The sequence below is a fragment of the Pseudomonas svalbardensis genome (genome assembly GCF_030053115.1).
GTDB classification, from domain to species: Bacteria; Pseudomonadota; Gammaproteobacteria; order Pseudomonadales; family Pseudomonadaceae; genus Aquipseudomonas; species Aquipseudomonas svalbardensis.
Map to the genome: position 1 here is coordinate 2,164,733 of NZ_CP125619.1, position 15,496 is coordinate 2,180,228.

The window sequence follows — 15,496 nt, forward strand, 5'->3', positions numbered from 1 at the left end:
GCAGACTAAAAGCGAGGCAAGCATGGACAAAGAGCACAAGGCCAGTATTGACGGGGATCAATGGGCGCGGTGTGTGCAGGATCACGGATGGTTGTGGAATGCCGCCTCAGCGCCGGCATCGGCGACGTTGATCCTCGCCCATGGCGCCGGTGCGCCGATGGACAGCGCCTGGATGAACGATATGGCTGCACGCCTTGCTGCTTCTGGGGTCAACGTGTTGCGCTTCGAGTTTCCGTACATGGCGCAACGACGTGTTGATGGCGGCAAACGTCCACCGAACCCGACCCCGAAACTGCTCGAATGCTGGCGTGAGGTCTATGCGGTGGTGCGACGCCATGTCACTGGGCGCCTGGCCATTGGCGGCAAGTCCATGGGCGGGCGCATGGCCAGTTTGCTGGCGGATGAGCTGGGCTCCGACAGGTTGTTGTGTCTGGGCTATCCGTTCTATGCGGTGGGCAAGCCGGAGAAACCTCGGGTTGAGCATTTGGCCGGGTTAAAGACGCGGACGTTGATTGTTCAGGGTGAACGGGATGCGTTGGGCAATCGCGAGGCCGTTGAGGCTTACACGTTGGCGCCGGCTATCGAGGTCTTCTGGATGGTAGCGGGGGATCATGATTTGAAGCCGTTGAAGGCTTCGGGGTTTACCCATGAACAGCATCTGGCGGCTGTGGCGAGCAAGGTGTCCGAGTTTCTGCAGTGAAGTTTGCGGTGTCGGGCAGGACCTCATCGCGAGCAAGCTCGCTTGTGTCTTGGGCAGGAATTAGACTGAGGGTGAGAGCCTGCTCGCGATAGCGGTTTAGCAGACGACATCCTTCATTGATCGTCTCTTGTCAGTTTGAATGTGCCGTTTGGATTCAAGCGGTAGCCTTCGCTTCTGAAAATAGCGTTGAAGTCGCCTTGTACCGTTCCTTTGATCGGGTCAAGTCTGATAGTCAGTTCGGCATTGTCAGCGTCGACAAACCGGAAACCGGTGAAACCAGGCGGTGCGGGTATCGAGTGACTGTGCGAAACATCCAGCTCATCGCCTAGCTTATAAGTCCGCTCCAGCAGAGTGTCATCGATGTAGGGCACGGACACTTTGAAACTGAAGTAGTTCTCGTCGTCGAGTGTTCCTGTGATTCCGGACATAACCCAGCTAAGTTCGCCGGTAGGCGGGAACTCGTGTAGGAAAAATAGAGTTTTCTCGGCCCTTGTCACTTCACTTCCGAAGTTCCAGTGAAAATCGTTTCCTGGTGCCTGAATACTGTTCCCTTTCGGGATGAAAATATCTTTTGTGCTCATGGCGAAATCCTTCTCTGTCCACATGGGAATGAAGCAAATGCCGACGGGTATCTCGGCACTCGATTGATATCCCGCCCACGCGGGTGCGTCTACTGTCAAACCTGACAGCTATACACCGGGTTTTAGATGCGTATGACGCTTGCCTACGTCCAATCGTGCGTCTCGGTAATGCTTTCCATGACGCAATAAAAAACCCGGAAGTATCACCTTCCGGGTTTTTTGCCCTGCTTGCAGAGATCAGCGGTTAAACCGCTCCACCAACGAATACTGAGTATTCGCAGTCTTCGTCAGTTCTTCACTCAACAGCGCCGAGTGTTGAGCCTGTTCCGAGGTCTGATCCGCCAGTTGCGAGATGTTGCTGATGTTGCGGCTGATCTCTTCGGCGACAGCGCTTTGCTCTTCAGTCGCCGCAGCGATCTGGGTGGTCATGTCGGTGATGTTGGCCACCGCTTCGCTGATCCCCACCAGTGCCTGATCCGCTTCCAGAACCCGCGCCACACCTTCTTCGGCCTGGCGATGGCCAGCCTCCATGGTTTGCACCGCCGTGCTGGCGGTTTGCTGGAGCTTGGCGATCAAAGCATGGATCTGCCCGGTGGATTCGCTGGTGCGCTGCGCCAGTTGACGAACTTCGTCGGCGACCACCGCAAACCCACGACCCATTTCACCGGCACGGGCCGCTTCGATGGCGGCGTTCAAGGCCAGCAGGTTGGTCTGGTCGGCGATGCCTTTGATCACATCGACCACGCCACCGATTTCGTCGCTGTCCTTGGCCAGTTGAGTCACGGTCCGGCCGGTTTCACCGACCACCACCGACAGGCGCTGGATGGCTTCGCGGGTTTCCCCTGCGATGTCGCGGCCGCGACCAGTCAGGCGATTGGCTTCCTGAGTCGCATCGGCCGTGCGCTGCACGTGGCTGGCGACTTCCTGAGTGGTGGCGGCCATCTGATTGACGGCGGTGGCCACTTGCTCGGTTTCGACGCGTTGGCGTTCCAGACCGTTGGAGCTGTTATGCGCCAGGGTGTCGGACTGTTTCGCTTGGTCGCTCAGGTGCTCGGCGGTGTCCTGCAGACGGGTCAGGCAGGTTTTCAGGCGGGCTTCCTGGCTGAGGATCGACATCTCCAGACGTGCTTGAGCGCCGCGACTGTCGGTGTACATCTGCGCGATCAGCGGGTCAGAGGTTGTCTGCCCGGCCAGGTGCAGCAGGCGCTTGAGGCCGCGTTGTTGCCAGCTCAACCCCAACAGACCCAATGGCACCGACAGGCAGGCGGCCAACGCAAAACCCCATTGGGAATTGAGCGACGCACCGATCATGAAGCTCAGCTGGCTGACGAGGATGAACGGCAGCCAGTCCTGCAGCACCGGCAGCCATTTGTCCGTTGAAGGAATCGCCGACTTGCCCTGGTTGATGCGTTGGTAGAGCGCTTCGGCGCGGCGGATCTGCTCGGCGGTGGGTTTAACCCGAACCGATTCGTAACCGACCACCTGATTGCCTTCGAAAACCGGCGTGACATAGGCGTTAACCCAGTAGTGATCACCGGTCTTGCAGCGATTCTTGACAATGCCCATCCATGGCAAGCCTTGTTTCAGTGTGCCCCACATGTGCGCGAATACCGCGGCCGGGACGTCAGGGTGACGGACCAGGTTATGCGGCGCACGGATCAGCTCTTCACGAGAATACCCACTGATCTCGACGAAGGCGTCGTTGCAGTAGGTGATCACGCCCTTGGCATCGGTGGTGGAAATCAACCGTTGCTGAGCCGGGAAGGTCCGTTCGCGTTGTGTGTTGGGCTGGTTATTACGCATGGTGTTTTTTAATCCGCAAGACTTTGCAAGGCTTTGTCGGGTTGTCGGCTAGGGCCGGGATTTATTGAAAACTTTTTTCAACACTCGTTGCCGGGCCTGAAAAATTGTTGTTGCCAAGCTCGGATCTCAGCGTTTCGATGCAGCTGGATGATGTGAGGTGGCGGCGTATGAAAGTGTTGTTGTGGGCCGTGCGTGGGTAGGGTGGGGCTCGAGAAATTTTCAATTCTGGCTTATTTAGAATAATCAGAGTTAACACGATTGACTTTTTCAAAGGCTCGGCCTATGTCGCTTCTGCCCTGTTATTACGTACGCTAGGTCATGAGTTTGGTCGAGAAATCAAGGTGTGGCTCTGGGAACTAATTGAATTTTTATTAGTCGCTGCGCCCGATTGTTTTGGAAGATGGAGCGGCTATATAATGTTAAATAACATTACAGTGTCTGCTGTCTTCTGCCTTCGATTCCTTGAGTTTCGACGGAAAGCAGTCTTCGTTCATGGATGTAGTCGAGTATTAGGGAAGAGGTTTCGTGTGTATTTTGGGCTCTGATACTCCTCCTGGTTCCGTCGTTACCGATAGGAGCGGGTGCCGCACTGCAACAGTCGCAATATTGATGTGTACCTACAACGGTGAATCATTTCTAGCTGAGCAATTGGCCTCATTTGAGCGACAAGTCTATCGCTCGTGGACGGTCTACGCCTCAGACGATGGCTCGCAAGACGGGACTTTGGACCTGCTGAAGATGTCAAGCGCTCAGTGGGAGCTGGGCCGCCTTCAGATCGTCGAGGGGCCTCGGCGCGGCTTCGTTGCCAATTTTCTCTCGTTGACCTGTCAGACAGATATAAAAGCAGAGTTTTATGCGTGGGCCGATCAGGACGATGTCTGGAAGGAGGATAAGCTTCAGAAAGCATTAGCATGGTTGAAGTCTATCCCTGCGCACATCCCAGCACTTTATTGTGGTCGCACCGAGCTGATTGGTGAGTCAGGCGTGTCCTTTGGGTATTCGCCCAAGTTCAGGCTTGCCCCAAATTTCTCCAATGCACTGGTTCAAAATATTGGTGGTGGTAACACCATGGTGTTTAACCAGGCGGCACGTGCGCTCCTGCAAGAGGCGGGCGATAAGCTGATTATCCCTTCTCACGATTGGTGGGCTTATCAGCTTGTCTCCGGGGCTGGAGGGCTTGTCCATTATGATCCTGTACCCACGGTGCTATACCGCCAGCACGCCGAAAATCTGGTCGGTACCAACTCCAGTTGGTTCGCACGACTCAAGCGTTTACGTATGGCGTTTCAAGGGCGCTTTTACGAGTGGAATACTCAGAACATTCATGCGCTTGAAATAATGCGCCATCGCTTGAGCCAGGAACATCAAGCGAAACTCGCCCAGTTCAAAGCTGCTCGCGGGCAAAAACTTTTTCTAAGGATCCTGGGTTTCCAACGGGCTGGTCTTTACCGTCAGACCTTGTTTGGAAATCTGGGACTGATCTTCGCAACTTTACTGAAAAAGATCTAACTCAATGACCATCTTAGTAACCGGCGGTGCAGGTTTTATCGGCGCGAATTTTGTGCTGGATTGGCTGGCACAGTCGAATGAACCAGTGATCAATCTGGACAAACTGACCTACGCAGGCAACCTCGATAATCTCAACAGCCTGGCCAGCGATGCGCGGCATGTTTTCGTGCATGGCGATATTGGCGACGGCGACCTGGTAGCGCGTTTGCTGGCTAAGCATCAGCCTCGTGCCATTCTGAACTTTGCTGCCGAATCTCATGTCGATCGCTCCATTCTTGGGCCGGAAGACTTCATCGAGACCAATATTGTCGGCACCTTCCGTTTGCTGGAGGCCGTACGCGCCTACTGGAAAGGCCTGGCGTCCGAAGCGCAGCAGGCTTTTCGCTTTCTGCATGTGTCTACCGACGAAGTCTATGGCTCACTGGCCAAAGACGAGCCAGCGTTCAGCGAACGCCATCAGTACGAGCCCAACAGCCCGTATTCTGCCAGCAAGGCTGCCAGCGATCATTTGGTCCGGGCTTATCATCACACCTATGGCCTGCCGGTACTGACGACCAATTGCTCGAATAACTACGGTCCGTTTCACTTCCCTGAAAAGCTCATTCCGCTGATGATCGTCAACGCCCTGTCAGGCAAGGCATTGCCGGTGTACGGTGACGGCCAACAGATTCGTGACTGGCTGTATGTGAAAGACCACTGCAGTGCCATTCGCCGCGTGCTGGAAGCCGGTAGCGTCGGAGAGGTTTACAACGTCGGTGGTTGGAACGAGAAGCCCAATCTCGACATCGTTCACACCGTCTGCGCTTTGCTGGATGAGTTGCGTCCGCGCACTGATGGCCAGCCTTACAATGCACAAATCACCTACGTGACAGATCGCCCCGGGCATGACCGCCGTTACGCCATCGATGCCCGCAAGCTCGAGCGCGAACTGGGTTGGAAGCCGGCAGAAACCTTCGAAACCGGTATCCGCAAGACAGTTCAGTGGTACCTGGATAACCAGGATTGGGTTAGCAATATCCAGTCTGGCGCTTACCGTGAGTGGGTGGAAAAAAATTACGCCGAGCGCACTGCATGAAAATCCTGCTACTCGGTAAAAACGGCCAGGTGGGGTGGGAGTTGCAACGCAGCCTTGCCCCGCTGGGGGAGTTGCTTGCACTGGACTCCCGGAGCCAGGATTACTGCGGTGACCTGAATGATCTGACGGGGCTGTCGGCCACCGTACGGCGCTTTGCGCCTGACGTTATTGTCAACGCAGCGGCCTACACCGCTGTCGACAAGGCCGAAAGCGAGCCGCAACTGGCGCGCCGGGTCAATGCCGAAGCGCCAGCAGTGCTGGCCCGGGAGGCAAAACGCTTGAATGCCTTGCTGGTGCATTACTCCACCGATTATGTGTTCGCCGGAAATGGCGACACCCCTTGGCTGGAAAATGATCCGGTTGCTCCGTTGAGTGTCTACGGCTCCAGCAAGCTTGAGGGCGAGCAGGCGATTCAGGCTTCTGGCTGTTCTCACCTGATCTTTCGGACCAGTTGGGTGTATGCCGCGCGAGGCAACAACTTCGCCAAAACCATGCTGCGTCTGTCTCGGGAACGCGACAGTTTGAATGTGATCGACGATCAGTTTGGCGCCCCGACGGGCGCTGATTTGCTCGCCGATGTTACTGCTCATGCCATTCGGACTCTGCGTCAACAACCGGAGCTGGGTGGGCTCTACCACTTTGCGGCAGCGGGCGAAACCACTTGGTGTCGCTACGCCCGCTTTGTGCTCGAGCAAGCCCAGGTGGCGGGGGTGGACCTTAAAGTGACCCCGACCATGGTCGGTGCGATAACGACAGAGGCTTACCCTACACCGGTCAAGCGACCGAACAACTCCCGACTCAATACCCAAAAACTGCAAAATGCCTTTGAGCTGCGCTTGCCTGACTGGCAAGCCGGTGTGGCACGGATGCTCATCGAAACACTAGAGAAATAAGCATGCTCAATCGTAAAGGAATCATCCTGGCCGGCGGCTCAGGTACTCGTCTGCACCCTGCAACATTGGCCATCTCCAAGCAGTTGCTGCCGGTTTACGACAAACCGATGATCTATTATCCGCTGACCACCCTCATGCTGGCGGGCATCCGCGATATCCTGATCATCTCCACGCCGCAGGACACTCCGCGTTTTGAGCAGTTGCTGGGGGACGGTGCCAGGTGGGGATTGAACATTTCCTACGCCGTGCAGGCCTCTCCGGATGGACTGGCGCAAGCCTTCATCATTGGTGAAGACTTCATCGGCAATGATCCGTCTGCCCTGGTGCTCGGTGACAACATCTATCACGGCCACCATTTTAATGAGCTGCTGAAAAACGCAATGGCGCGGCAAGAGGGCGCCAGCGTCTTTGCCTACCACGTCAATGACCCGGAACGTTACGGCGTCGTTGAGTTTGATGCTCAAGGCAAGGCCATCAGCCTGGAAGAGAAACCACTTCAGCCGAAGTCGAACTACGCAGTAACCGGTCTGTATTTCTACGACCAGCAAGTCGTCGAGATTGCCAAAAGCATCGCGCCGTCGCCTCGTGGCGAACTGGAAATTACCGACCTCAACCGCATCTATCTGGAGCAAGGTAGCTTGTCGGTGGAAATCATGGGCCGCGGCTACGCCTGGCTGGATACCGGCACCCACGATTCATTACTTGAAGCCAGCCATTTCATCGCCACGCTGGAACATCGCCAGGGCCTAAAAGTTGCATGTCCTGAAGAGATTGCCTTTCGGCAAAAGTGGATCTCTGCAGAACAGCTTGAAAAACTCGCAGCCCCGCTTACCAAAAATGGCTACGGCCAATACCTCAAACGCATCCTGCATGAGACGATTTTCTGATGAAAGTTACACCATTAGCCATATCTGACGTCGTGCTGTTTGAGCCCAAGGTATTCGGCGATGAGCGTGGCTTTTTCTTTGAGCGCTTCAATCATCGCGATTTCGAAGAAGCTATTAGCCGCTCTGTGCAGTTCGTGCAGGACAATCACTCGCGCTCAATCAAAGGCGTGCAGCGAGGCCTGCACTACCAGGTACAGCGGGTTTTTCTTGAGCAGGCCGAGGTCTTCGGCTGATGCAGGATTTTTCCACCAGCCCCGTAGAAATGGTTGCCAGTTTTTGGCGTAATCGTGCCCTTATAAAGGCGCTTACCAAGCGAGAAATATTAGGGCGCTATCGTGGCTCCATTCTTGGTATGTTGTGGTCTTTATTTAATCCGATATTGATGCTTGGCGTTTATACCTTTGTATTTAGCGTGGTGTTTAATGCCCGCTGGGGGGCGGGAGGGGGTTCAAAAACAGAATATGCTCTGGTGTTATTTGCTGGTCTCATAGTATTTAGTTTGTTTTCAGATTGTGTTGGGCGTGCACCAAGTTTGATTTTGTCGAATGTTAACTACGTCAAAAAAGTGGTGTTCCCATTAGAGGTTCTACCTTGGGTTTCGCTGGGCGCCGCGTTATTTCATGGATTCATCAGTCTACTTGTCTGGCTGATATTTTATGGTGTCTTTATCGGTCTTCCTACTTTAACTGTGCTGCTGTTACCATTGGTAATTTTGCCGCTTTTAATGTTTTCAATGGGCATTTCCTGGGCGCTTGCGTCATTAGGCGTGTATCTGCGTGATATTTCACAGATCATTGGTGTGGTCATTACGATGCTAATGTTTCTATCGGGAATATTTTACTCGGTGTCGTCATTGCCTGTTGATTATCAGGAAATAATGAAGATGAACCCACTTGTGCCTATTATCGAACAGGCAAGAGTTGTACTGGTTTGGGGGGGGGAGCCGAATTATTTGTTGTTGCTCAACTATCTTGGCGGCGCTTTTGTTTTTGCAAGCCTTGGCTTTGCCTGGTTTCAGAAGACTCGAAAGGGGTTCGCCGATGTCCTCTAAAGAGCCGCGGTTAGAGTCTGTTGAATCCGATGATTTATCGATTCGCCCTGCTGAAAAATATATCAATAATAGCACTGCGATCCGGGTAACAAATCTGAGCAAGTGCTTTCAGATTTATGAAAAGCCAAGGGATCGCTTGTTGCAAATGCTGACTCGGGGCTTAAAAAAGTACTATCGCGAATTCTGGGCGTTGAAAGGTGTATCGTTTGAAGTAAAAAAAGGCGAGACAGTAGGCATCGTTGGTCGTAATGGCAGCGGTAAATCCACTTTGTTGCAACTGATCTGCGGCACCTTGAATCCCAGTGGTGGAGATGTACAGATCAATGGTCGAATTGCCGCCCTGTTGGAGTTGGGTTCAGGTTTTAATCCCGAGTTCACCGGGCGCGAAAATGTCTATATGAATGCGGCTGTGTTAGGTCTCAAAAAAAGTGAGATTGATGCTCGTTATGCTGAAATCGAGAGTTTTGCGGAAATTGGCCAATTCATAGATCAACCCGTAAAGACGTACTCCAGCGGTATGGCTGTTCGTTTGGCATTTGCCGTAGCAATCAACTCAGATCCTGAAGTGCTGATTGTAGATGAAGCGTTGTCTGTAGGGGACGAACTGTTCCAGCGCAAATGCTTCTCTCGAATAGAAGCCATAAAGAAAAATGGTGCGACTATTCTTTTTGTCTCGCACTCAGGGGCCGCAGTTATAGGGTTGTGTGATCGCGCAATATTAATAGATGGTGGCGAAGTGCTTGGGTCTGGGACGCCAAAAGCAATTATCGGTCAGTATCAGAAACTGCTTTATGCTCCGGGAGATAAGCAGGCGGATGTTCGTAATGGTATTCGAGATGAGTTTAGTAAATGTGTAACAAGTGAAGTTGTCAGCCCTGTTCCGTCAAAATATAAAAAAAATGAAGTAGAAGAATTTTTCGATCCGCATCTTAAGCCAAAAAGCACATTAGCTTATGAGTCTCAAGGTGCGCTTATAGATGACGTAAAAATCCTCACGCTCTCTGGAAAAAAAGTTAACTGCCTAAAGCGTGGTGAGACATACCGCTATTGCTACGCTGTGAAGTTTCAGCGCGGTGTAACAAGCGTTCGGTTTGGTATGCTCTTTAAATCAGCTATGGGGATAGAATTGGGAGGCGCCGCTTCAGCGCTTAAAGCTAATGAAACTATCGACTATGTTGAGCTCGGCGCTCAGATTAATGTTGAATTTCAATTTAAATGCGTACTGAATGCTGGCACATATTTCCTTAATGCTGGCGTTCAGGGGACACCAGATGCTGATCAAATCTATCTTCATCGAGTACTAGACGCTTGCATGTTGCGAGTGTTGCCTGATGCCGAGAATTTGGCTACTGGTATGATTGACTTTAATTGTGTTCCGAGTTGGTTGGTGACTAACCAGCAGCTAAGTAAGGTATCAGTATGAATTCGTTGTCTGTAAATAAAGAAAACCAAAAGCACATTGTCGTGGTTTTAGGAATGCATCGCAGTGGAACGAGCCTGCTAACTAGAGGGCTGCAGGTGCTAGGGGTTGACCTGGGCAGCAATCTGTATGGCGGGATAATCGGTAATAATGATAAAGGTTTTTTTGAAGACGTCGATGTTAACGAATTTAATGTTGAGTTTCTTAAAGCGCTAGGTCGTAATTGGCATTCGATAGAACCAGTTCAGTTAGAGGAATTTAATAGTCCAGTTGTTCATGAGTTTAAGCTCAAAGCGATCCAGCTACTGCGTAATAAAGTAAAAAACACGCAGTGTTTTGGTTTGAAAGACCCCCGTATAGCGAAATTGATGCCGTTCTGGTTGGCTGTTTTCAATCACTTGAAAATGAGAGTCAGCTACATTATTGCTTTCAGGAACCCAATGAGTGTTGCACGATCCCTGCAGAGACGAGATGGGTTTGACCTTGAAAAAGGTTATCTTCTTTGGGGCGAACACATGCTCAGCAGTTTGGGGAATACAGATGGCTGCGAACGACTTGTAGTCGAGTATGATCGATTGGTTGCAAATCCTGAGGCAGAACTCCAGCGCATAGCTGACGTTTTTAATTTGCCTTTTGATCCATCAAGCCAAGAGTTTGTAGAGTATAAAACTGAGTTCCTGGACAGTTCGTTGCGCCATACAGAGTTCCAAGCCGATGATCTACTGCTGGAGCAGGCCGCACCGTCTGACACTGTGGACCTCTATGAACTACTTGTTAATCTAGCAAAAGATACGTCGACCTTTGATGCGGTTGAAGCCAAGTCTACCCTAGATCAGCTCACTCAAACATTAAGAAAAAGTCATAAACTATTACGGTACCTGAGCTTTAAGGATGCGGCGCTCTCCACGCTAAGTCAGGTAGTCGATGAAAATGAAGGTAAGTTGGGTAGCTTGCAGCAAACGGTTGCTGAGCGAGATACTCATATCGATAACCTTGATCAAGCGGTTACCCAGCGTGATAGCCACATTGCCAGTCTTAATGAGGCGGTAGCTCTATATGAAGACGATGTCGGTAATCTAAAAAATAAATTAATTGAGCGTGCCGATCGGATTGGCGAGCTTGATCGGGTTGTGACCGAGCGCGATCAACAAATCGTTGCTCTGAGTCAGATGGTTGCAGTCGAAAGTGTTGCCAGTGAAAATAGTCAGCACGAAATAATTGCTCTTGAGAGTCAACTGATATCGGTGATCGCAGAAGTAAAAAAACATCAGTTAGAATTGGAAGATCGTGAAGTAGAGTTAGATGAGAAAGAAGCGCTTTTGAGGAAGAGCGTCGAGGCAAATTCGGTCTTGGAGTCTAGCTTAAAACAGAATGGCTCAGTTCTTGAGAAAGCAGTGATGCAGCGTTCAGCTTTGGAAAGTAACTTATTCCAGGCGCAACAAAAGCTAGAAGCGTCGAATATTAGAATAGCGGAACTTACAGGCGAAAACGCCGATTACAACCAACAAGTTTTGATGCTGGGCGCGGACGTCAAGAGTGCTTTTTCGTATCGCGATAACCTCTTAGCTGAAATCGAAGAGCGGAGGCTTGAACTGGCATCAATGCAGTTGGACAATGAGAAATATTTGGCGGAAATAGCAATCTTGGAAACCACGGTGGCGCGAAGCAGTCGCGAGTATATGAAAAGTATTGAAGCCAATAATGATTTATCGATGCTGAATGAGCAGTTAAACGTTGAAGTGGCTGCTCGGACGCAACATGTTGCTCATTTAGAGAGCGCTTGTGCGGCGCTTAAATATGAAGTGTCGGATCTTGAAAGCAAGGTTTATTGTGCTTGGCAGGAAATTGAATCTCTCAAGAATGCAAACGCAGAAATACGGTTCCATAATGAAAGAATTCTTAATAGTAGTTCGTGGTATTTGACTGCGCCGCTGCGGTTTTTCCGGTTGAATTTAATGACCCGGCCGTATATTTTTATAAAGAAATCCATCGTGAAGGTTGCTCGAGGTATATGGCGATCATTACCTCTGTCAACGAACGCTCGCTTGGCGCACAAGAGCGTAGTATACAAAGCACTTCCGTTTATATTTAAGGATTCAGAAAAATACCAACAGTGGAAGTATTATTTAGATGCGCAAAGAGCTCGTCTTGAGTTGCAGTATCAAAAACAAAGTACTCCTGCACTAAGCATTTCTCAGCAACCTGCAGCCCTGATACCGCGTATTCAGTTTGACTCGACACAGAATCAGTTTGTTGAACATCGTGATAACCCGACAATTGACCCGATTGTAAAACTCATTGCCTTCTACTTACCTCAATTTCACCCATTTCCTGAGAACGATGCTTGGTGGGGGAAGGGGTTTACGGAATGGACCAATGTCACAAAAGCTTATCCTAATTATGTAGAGCACTACCAACCCCACTATCCTATTCATTCTGGGTATTACGATCTGCGCGTGGCTGAAGCGATGGAAGAACAAGCTCGCTTGGCAAAAGAATACGGTGTCCACGGATTTAGTTATTATTTCTACTGGTTTGCCGGAACGATTCTCATGGATAAACCACTGGAGCAGATGCTCGCTAATCCAAAAGTTGACATGCCATTCTGCTTTACTTGGGCTAATGAAAACTGGTCGCGTCGCTGGGATGGGCAGGAAAACGATATTCTTATTGCGCAGCACCACAGCGATGAAGATTCTCTGGAGTTTATTCGTCACTTGTTAAAGTATTTCAAGGATGATCGTTACATAAAGGTAGATGGTAAACCGCTACTGATTATTTATCGTGCAAGTATTATCCCGAATATGAGGAAGACAGCCGAGATATGGCGTGAAGAGCTTGAGAAGAATGGGTTTCCTGGGTTGTACCTGGTGTGCGCTCAAAGCTTTGGCATAAAGTCGCCTGACGAGTATGGTTTTGATGCATCTGTCGAGTTTCCTCCTCATACAGTGAGTAGTACTGATGTTCGACATGAACTGAATATGATTAATCCGGATTTTAATGGAAATGTTTTCAGTTATGAGCAAGTTGTTGCTAATGCCGTAGCCGCTAAAGAGCCGGACTATAAACTTTTCAGAGCCGCAATGCTCTCTTGGGATAATACCGCGCGCAAACAGAATAATAGCCATATTTTTCACGGCTTTAGTCTTCTTCGATATAAGCAATGGCTTTCATCGATAACGAATAATGTATTCAATAACTCTAAGTACTCCAAGGACGAAAAGCTGGTTTTTGTAAATGCTTGGAACGAGTGGGCAGAGGGGACTCATCTGGAGCCAGATAGAAAGTTTGGTTATGGATACCTTCAAGCTACTTACGATGTGTTGGCAGAGTACGACCATACTAAAGTTTTGCGGTTGGCCTATAAACGCTCTTCGCGGCAGAACGATTGTGCGGTTATTCTCCATCTGCATTATGAAGAACTGTGGGGCGACATCAAACGGTACCTTGATTCGCTTGCCGAAACTGGCTTCGATCTGTATGTCACCGTTACTTCATCCGCTTTCGGGTTGAAAGTGGCTAAAGACTACCCGGATGCTCATATAGAACTGGTGGAAAATCGTGGGCGTGACATATTGCCCTTCTTGAAGGTTTTGAAAACCATCAAGGATATGGGTTATGTTGCTGTATGCAAGATACACTCGAAACGCAGTGTGTACAGAGAAGATGGCGATAAAATTCGGCATGAACTATTGGATGCATTACTCGGCTCTAGTGTGATAACTGCGAAAATTATTGAGCGTTTTAGCAAACAGCCAGCCCTCGGTTTGATAGCCGCAGAGAAGTATCTGATTCCGCATACAGATCATAATATGACGTTTAGTAGTGAAGTCGTAGCCACGGTCTCATCCGCGCTTGGTCTCGATTTTAGCTATGGCGAGTTTGCTGCAGGCTCAATGTTCTGGTTTAAGCCTGAAGCGCTCGAGTCTATCCTCTCAATTGAGAAGTCATTATTTGAGCTTGAGGACGGATTGGCCGACGGAACAATTGCGCATGGCATTGAAAGGGTTATTTGCACTGTAGTAAAAAGTGCTAAATACAACGTAGAAACGGTCTAATCATGAAGAAGATATTTATCCATATAGGAGTTGGGAAGACCGGAACTACGTCTATCCAGGACTCCATGATGCTTCACCGGGAGGAGATAGCTAGTCAGGGAGTCCTGTATCCGCTGACAGGACTTGAAGAAACAGGCCATCAAGACCTTGTGGTACTTTGGCAAGATGAGTTCAGTCCCGAAATTGTATCTATGTACTCACAACTTTTACGTGAGTTTGAGGAAAGTCAAAAGCCAACGATGCTGATAAGCAGTGAAAAATTTTGCTTTGCGAACGGCGAGTTTGTTAGAAATATTGCTCGTGCACTTAAAGGTTATGATGTCAAAATTATCATTTATGTGAGGGCTCAGATCGCACAAATTGAAAGTACCTTTCTGCTTTGGCTGCGACTGGGTTATTTTTATGGGGAGAGTTTTGATACCTTTTTTGAAACTCACTTAGGATCTTTCGATTACAATCGAATTGTAAGTCCATGGGCCGTATTTTTTGGGGAGAAGGCTATCGTTGCGAGGGCTTATGACCATCCTCAACTTAAAACGGATGCATTTAGTGGCATCAAAGAAATACTGGGTATCAATACAGCGTCACCAGAACGTCAATTTTCAAATCAGAGTTTGATTCCGGAGTTGACACAATTGTTATGTGCTGTAGATCAAACATCTCCAGAGTCATTTCTTAGAGAAAGGATAATGGAGGCGGCACTTGATATATCATCTAAGTTTAAACGGCACTCTGTTAATAGACTCATGGATGCAGAAAAAACACATCGGGTAAAAGATTATTATTTGATGCCGAACTTTGAATTTTCTAGAAGGTTTTTACCTGAAGAAGATTCTGCTTTTTTTCTGTCAAATATTTGAGAATAACGAGGTCTCCTTGTCGTTGGATGGGGCTTTAAGTTGGTGCGGTTTGTATCTGATTGAAAATTTTGTCGATTTTATTGGAAGGTCAGGATTAAATTATGCAGGTTGAGGGATATATGGGTTTTAAAAAGCTGTCGGGCATGATTTTTGTTTCTGTATTGGCCGTGGCTGGCATGCAAGGCTGCTCGGACAAGGCAGATAGCAAAAATTTAGTGGTTTCAAATGATTGCTGGATAGACGCTATAAACGAAAATACGAACTCTATTGTTGCAGTTAAACCAGGTTCCCTTTCGCTTAGGGGCTGGGCAGCAGATAGTTCTACAGGGACGGCCCCGAAGGAGATGGGGGTTTATATTGTTGATAATAAAGGTGCAAAAGTTTTATTTAAGACAGATAAACGAGTGCTGAGAACAGATGTTGCAGCCGAAAAAAAGCAGCCAAAATATGAAATGTCGGGATTTGATTTTTTAGCGGATGCCGGTTCGTTGGCTGTTGGTGAGTATACTTTATCTGTCGTCATGTATCGCGATGGTGCGACTGTTGCTTGTGCAACGCCAACAAAGTTGGTTGTTAAGTAAGCATTACGTTACACAACGAAAGGTGCAGTACTTAACTTTGACGTGAGTACTGCCCCCATCAATGACGTACTGATATCA

At 49.5% G+C, this 15,496-nt stretch carries 12 protein-coding genes and 1 pseudogene; 11 read left to right on the plus strand and 2 right to left on the minus strand.

Annotation, left to right across the window (positions count from 1 at the left end):
- Positions 1 to 22 precede the first annotated feature (22 nt).
- Positions 23 to 700, plus strand: a complete 678-nt coding sequence (locus tag QFX16_RS09860; protein WP_283183763.1) for an alpha/beta family hydrolase — start codon at positions 23 to 25, stop codon at positions 698 to 700.
- A gap of 113 nt (positions 701 to 813) precedes the next feature.
- Here QFX16_RS09860 and QFX16_RS09865 read toward each other — a convergent pair whose 3' ends face one another.
- Positions 814 to 1,281: a hypothetical protein gene (locus tag QFX16_RS09865; protein WP_283183764.1), complete on the minus strand. Its 468-nt coding sequence runs from the start codon at positions 1,279 to 1,281 to the stop codon at positions 814 to 816.
- 237 nt (positions 1,282 to 1,518) lie between these two features.
- Positions 1,519 to 3,084: a methyl-accepting chemotaxis protein gene (locus tag QFX16_RS09870; RefSeq protein ID WP_283183765.1), complete on the minus strand. Its 1,566-nt coding sequence runs from the start codon at positions 3,082 to 3,084 to the stop codon at positions 1,519 to 1,521.
- 609 nt (positions 3,085 to 3,693) lie between these two features.
- Between QFX16_RS09870 and QFX16_RS09875 the strand changes: the two genes are divergently transcribed.
- The 10 genes and pseudogenes from QFX16_RS09875 (at position 3,694) to QFX16_RS09920 (ending at position 15,418) form a co-directional block, all read left to right on the plus strand.
- The gene (locus QFX16_RS09875) at positions 3,694 to 4,593 is read left to right on the plus strand and encodes a glycosyltransferase family 2 protein (protein WP_283183766.1); all 900 of its coding nucleotides are present in this window, start codon (positions 3,694 to 3,696) and stop codon (positions 4,591 to 4,593) included.
- A 4-nt stretch (positions 4,594 to 4,597) separates the two neighbouring features.
- Entirely contained in the window at positions 4,598 to 5,668 is a 1,071-nt protein-coding gene (gene rfbB, locus QFX16_RS09880; RefSeq protein WP_283183767.1) for a dTDP-glucose 4,6-dehydratase, read from the plus strand.
- A complete protein-coding gene (gene rfbD, locus QFX16_RS09885) occupies positions 5,665 to 6,561 on the plus strand; it encodes a dTDP-4-dehydrorhamnose reductase (protein ID WP_283183768.1) in 897 nt (298 codons plus the stop codon). Before rfbB ends, rfbD begins: the two co-directional genes overlap by 4 nt.
- Before the next feature lie 2 nt (positions 6,562 to 6,563).
- Positions 6,564 to 7,448 carry a glucose-1-phosphate thymidylyltransferase RfbA gene (rfbA, locus tag QFX16_RS09890; RefSeq protein ID WP_283183769.1) on the plus strand — a complete coding sequence of 295 codons (885 nt, stop codon included), beginning with the start codon at positions 6,564 to 6,566 and terminating at the stop codon, positions 7,446 to 7,448.
- Positions 7,448 to 7,648: pseudogene (locus QFX16_RS09895) on the plus strand (dTDP-4-dehydrorhamnose 3,5-epimerase family protein); the annotation flags it as partial. The gene rfbA and the pseudogene QFX16_RS09895, both read left to right, overlap by 1 nt.
- A 32-nt stretch (positions 7,649 to 7,680) precedes the next feature.
- Entirely contained in the window at positions 7,681 to 8,499 is an 819-nt protein-coding gene (locus tag QFX16_RS09900) for an ABC transporter permease (RefSeq protein ID WP_283183770.1), read from the plus strand.
- On the plus strand, positions 8,489 to 9,922 hold the full coding sequence (locus tag QFX16_RS09905; RefSeq protein WP_439900112.1) for an ABC transporter ATP-binding protein: 1,434 nt from the start codon (positions 8,489 to 8,491) through the stop codon (positions 9,920 to 9,922). Before QFX16_RS09900 ends, QFX16_RS09905 begins: the two co-directional genes overlap by 11 nt.
- The gene (locus QFX16_RS09910) at positions 9,919 to 13,977 is read left to right on the plus strand and encodes a glycoside hydrolase family 99-like domain-containing protein (RefSeq protein ID WP_283183771.1); all 4,059 of its coding nucleotides are present in this window, start codon (positions 9,919 to 9,921) and stop codon (positions 13,975 to 13,977) included. The genes QFX16_RS09905 and QFX16_RS09910 overlap by 4 nt, the downstream gene beginning before the upstream one ends.
- Before the next feature lie 2 nt (positions 13,978 to 13,979).
- Positions 13,980 to 14,837 (plus strand): hypothetical protein, encoded by an 858-nt coding sequence (locus tag QFX16_RS09915; RefSeq protein WP_283183772.1) that lies wholly within the window; start codon positions 13,980 to 13,982, stop codon positions 14,835 to 14,837.
- Positions 14,838 to 14,938: 101 nt separating this feature from the next.
- Complete coding sequence (locus tag QFX16_RS09920; protein ID WP_283183773.1) at positions 14,939 to 15,418, plus strand: hypothetical protein; 480 nt, start codon at positions 14,939 to 14,941, stop codon at positions 15,416 to 15,418.
- The last annotated feature ends 78 nt before the right edge of the window (positions 15,419 to 15,496 follow it).

Excerpts from the sequence above, each read along its gene's own strand:
- rfbD (WP_283183768.1), top strand. The coding sequence starts at position 5,665 with ATGAAAATCCTGCTACTCGGTAAAAACGGCCAGGTGGGGTGGGAGTTG.
- QFX16_RS09905 (WP_439900112.1), top strand. The coding sequence starts at position 8,489 with ATGTCCTCTAAAGAGCCGCGGTTAGAGTCTGTTGAATCCGATGATTTA.
- rfbA (WP_283183769.1), top strand. The coding sequence starts at position 6,564 with ATGCTCAATCGTAAAGGAATCATCCTGGCCGGCGGCTCAGGTACTCGT.
- rfbB (WP_283183767.1), top strand. The coding sequence starts at position 4,598 with ATGACCATCTTAGTAACCGGCGGTGCAGGTTTTATCGGCGCGAATTTT.
- QFX16_RS09900 (WP_283183770.1), top strand. The coding sequence starts at position 7,681 with ATGCAGGATTTTTCCACCAGCCCCGTAGAAATGGTTGCCAGTTTTTGG.
- QFX16_RS09875 (WP_283183766.1), top strand. The coding sequence starts at position 3,694 with ATGTGTACCTACAACGGTGAATCATTTCTAGCTGAGCAATTGGCCTCA.
- QFX16_RS09860 (WP_283183763.1), top strand. The coding sequence starts at position 23 with ATGGACAAAGAGCACAAGGCCAGTATTGACGGGGATCAATGGGCGCGG.
- QFX16_RS09910 (WP_283183771.1), top strand. The coding sequence starts at position 9,919 with ATGAATTCGTTGTCTGTAAATAAAGAAAACCAAAAGCACATTGTCGTG.
- QFX16_RS09915 (WP_283183772.1), top strand. The coding sequence starts at position 13,980 with ATGAAGAAGATATTTATCCATATAGGAGTTGGGAAGACCGGAACTACG.
- QFX16_RS09870 (WP_283183765.1), bottom strand. The coding sequence starts at position 3,084 with ATGCGTAATAACCAGCCCAACACACAACGCGAACGGACCTTCCCGGCT.
- QFX16_RS09865 (WP_283183764.1), bottom strand. The coding sequence starts at position 1,281 with ATGAGCACAAAAGATATTTTCATCCCGAAAGGGAACAGTATTCAGGCA.
- QFX16_RS09920 (WP_283183773.1), top strand. The coding sequence starts at position 14,939 with ATGCAGGTTGAGGGATATATGGGTTTTAAAAAGCTGTCGGGCATGATT.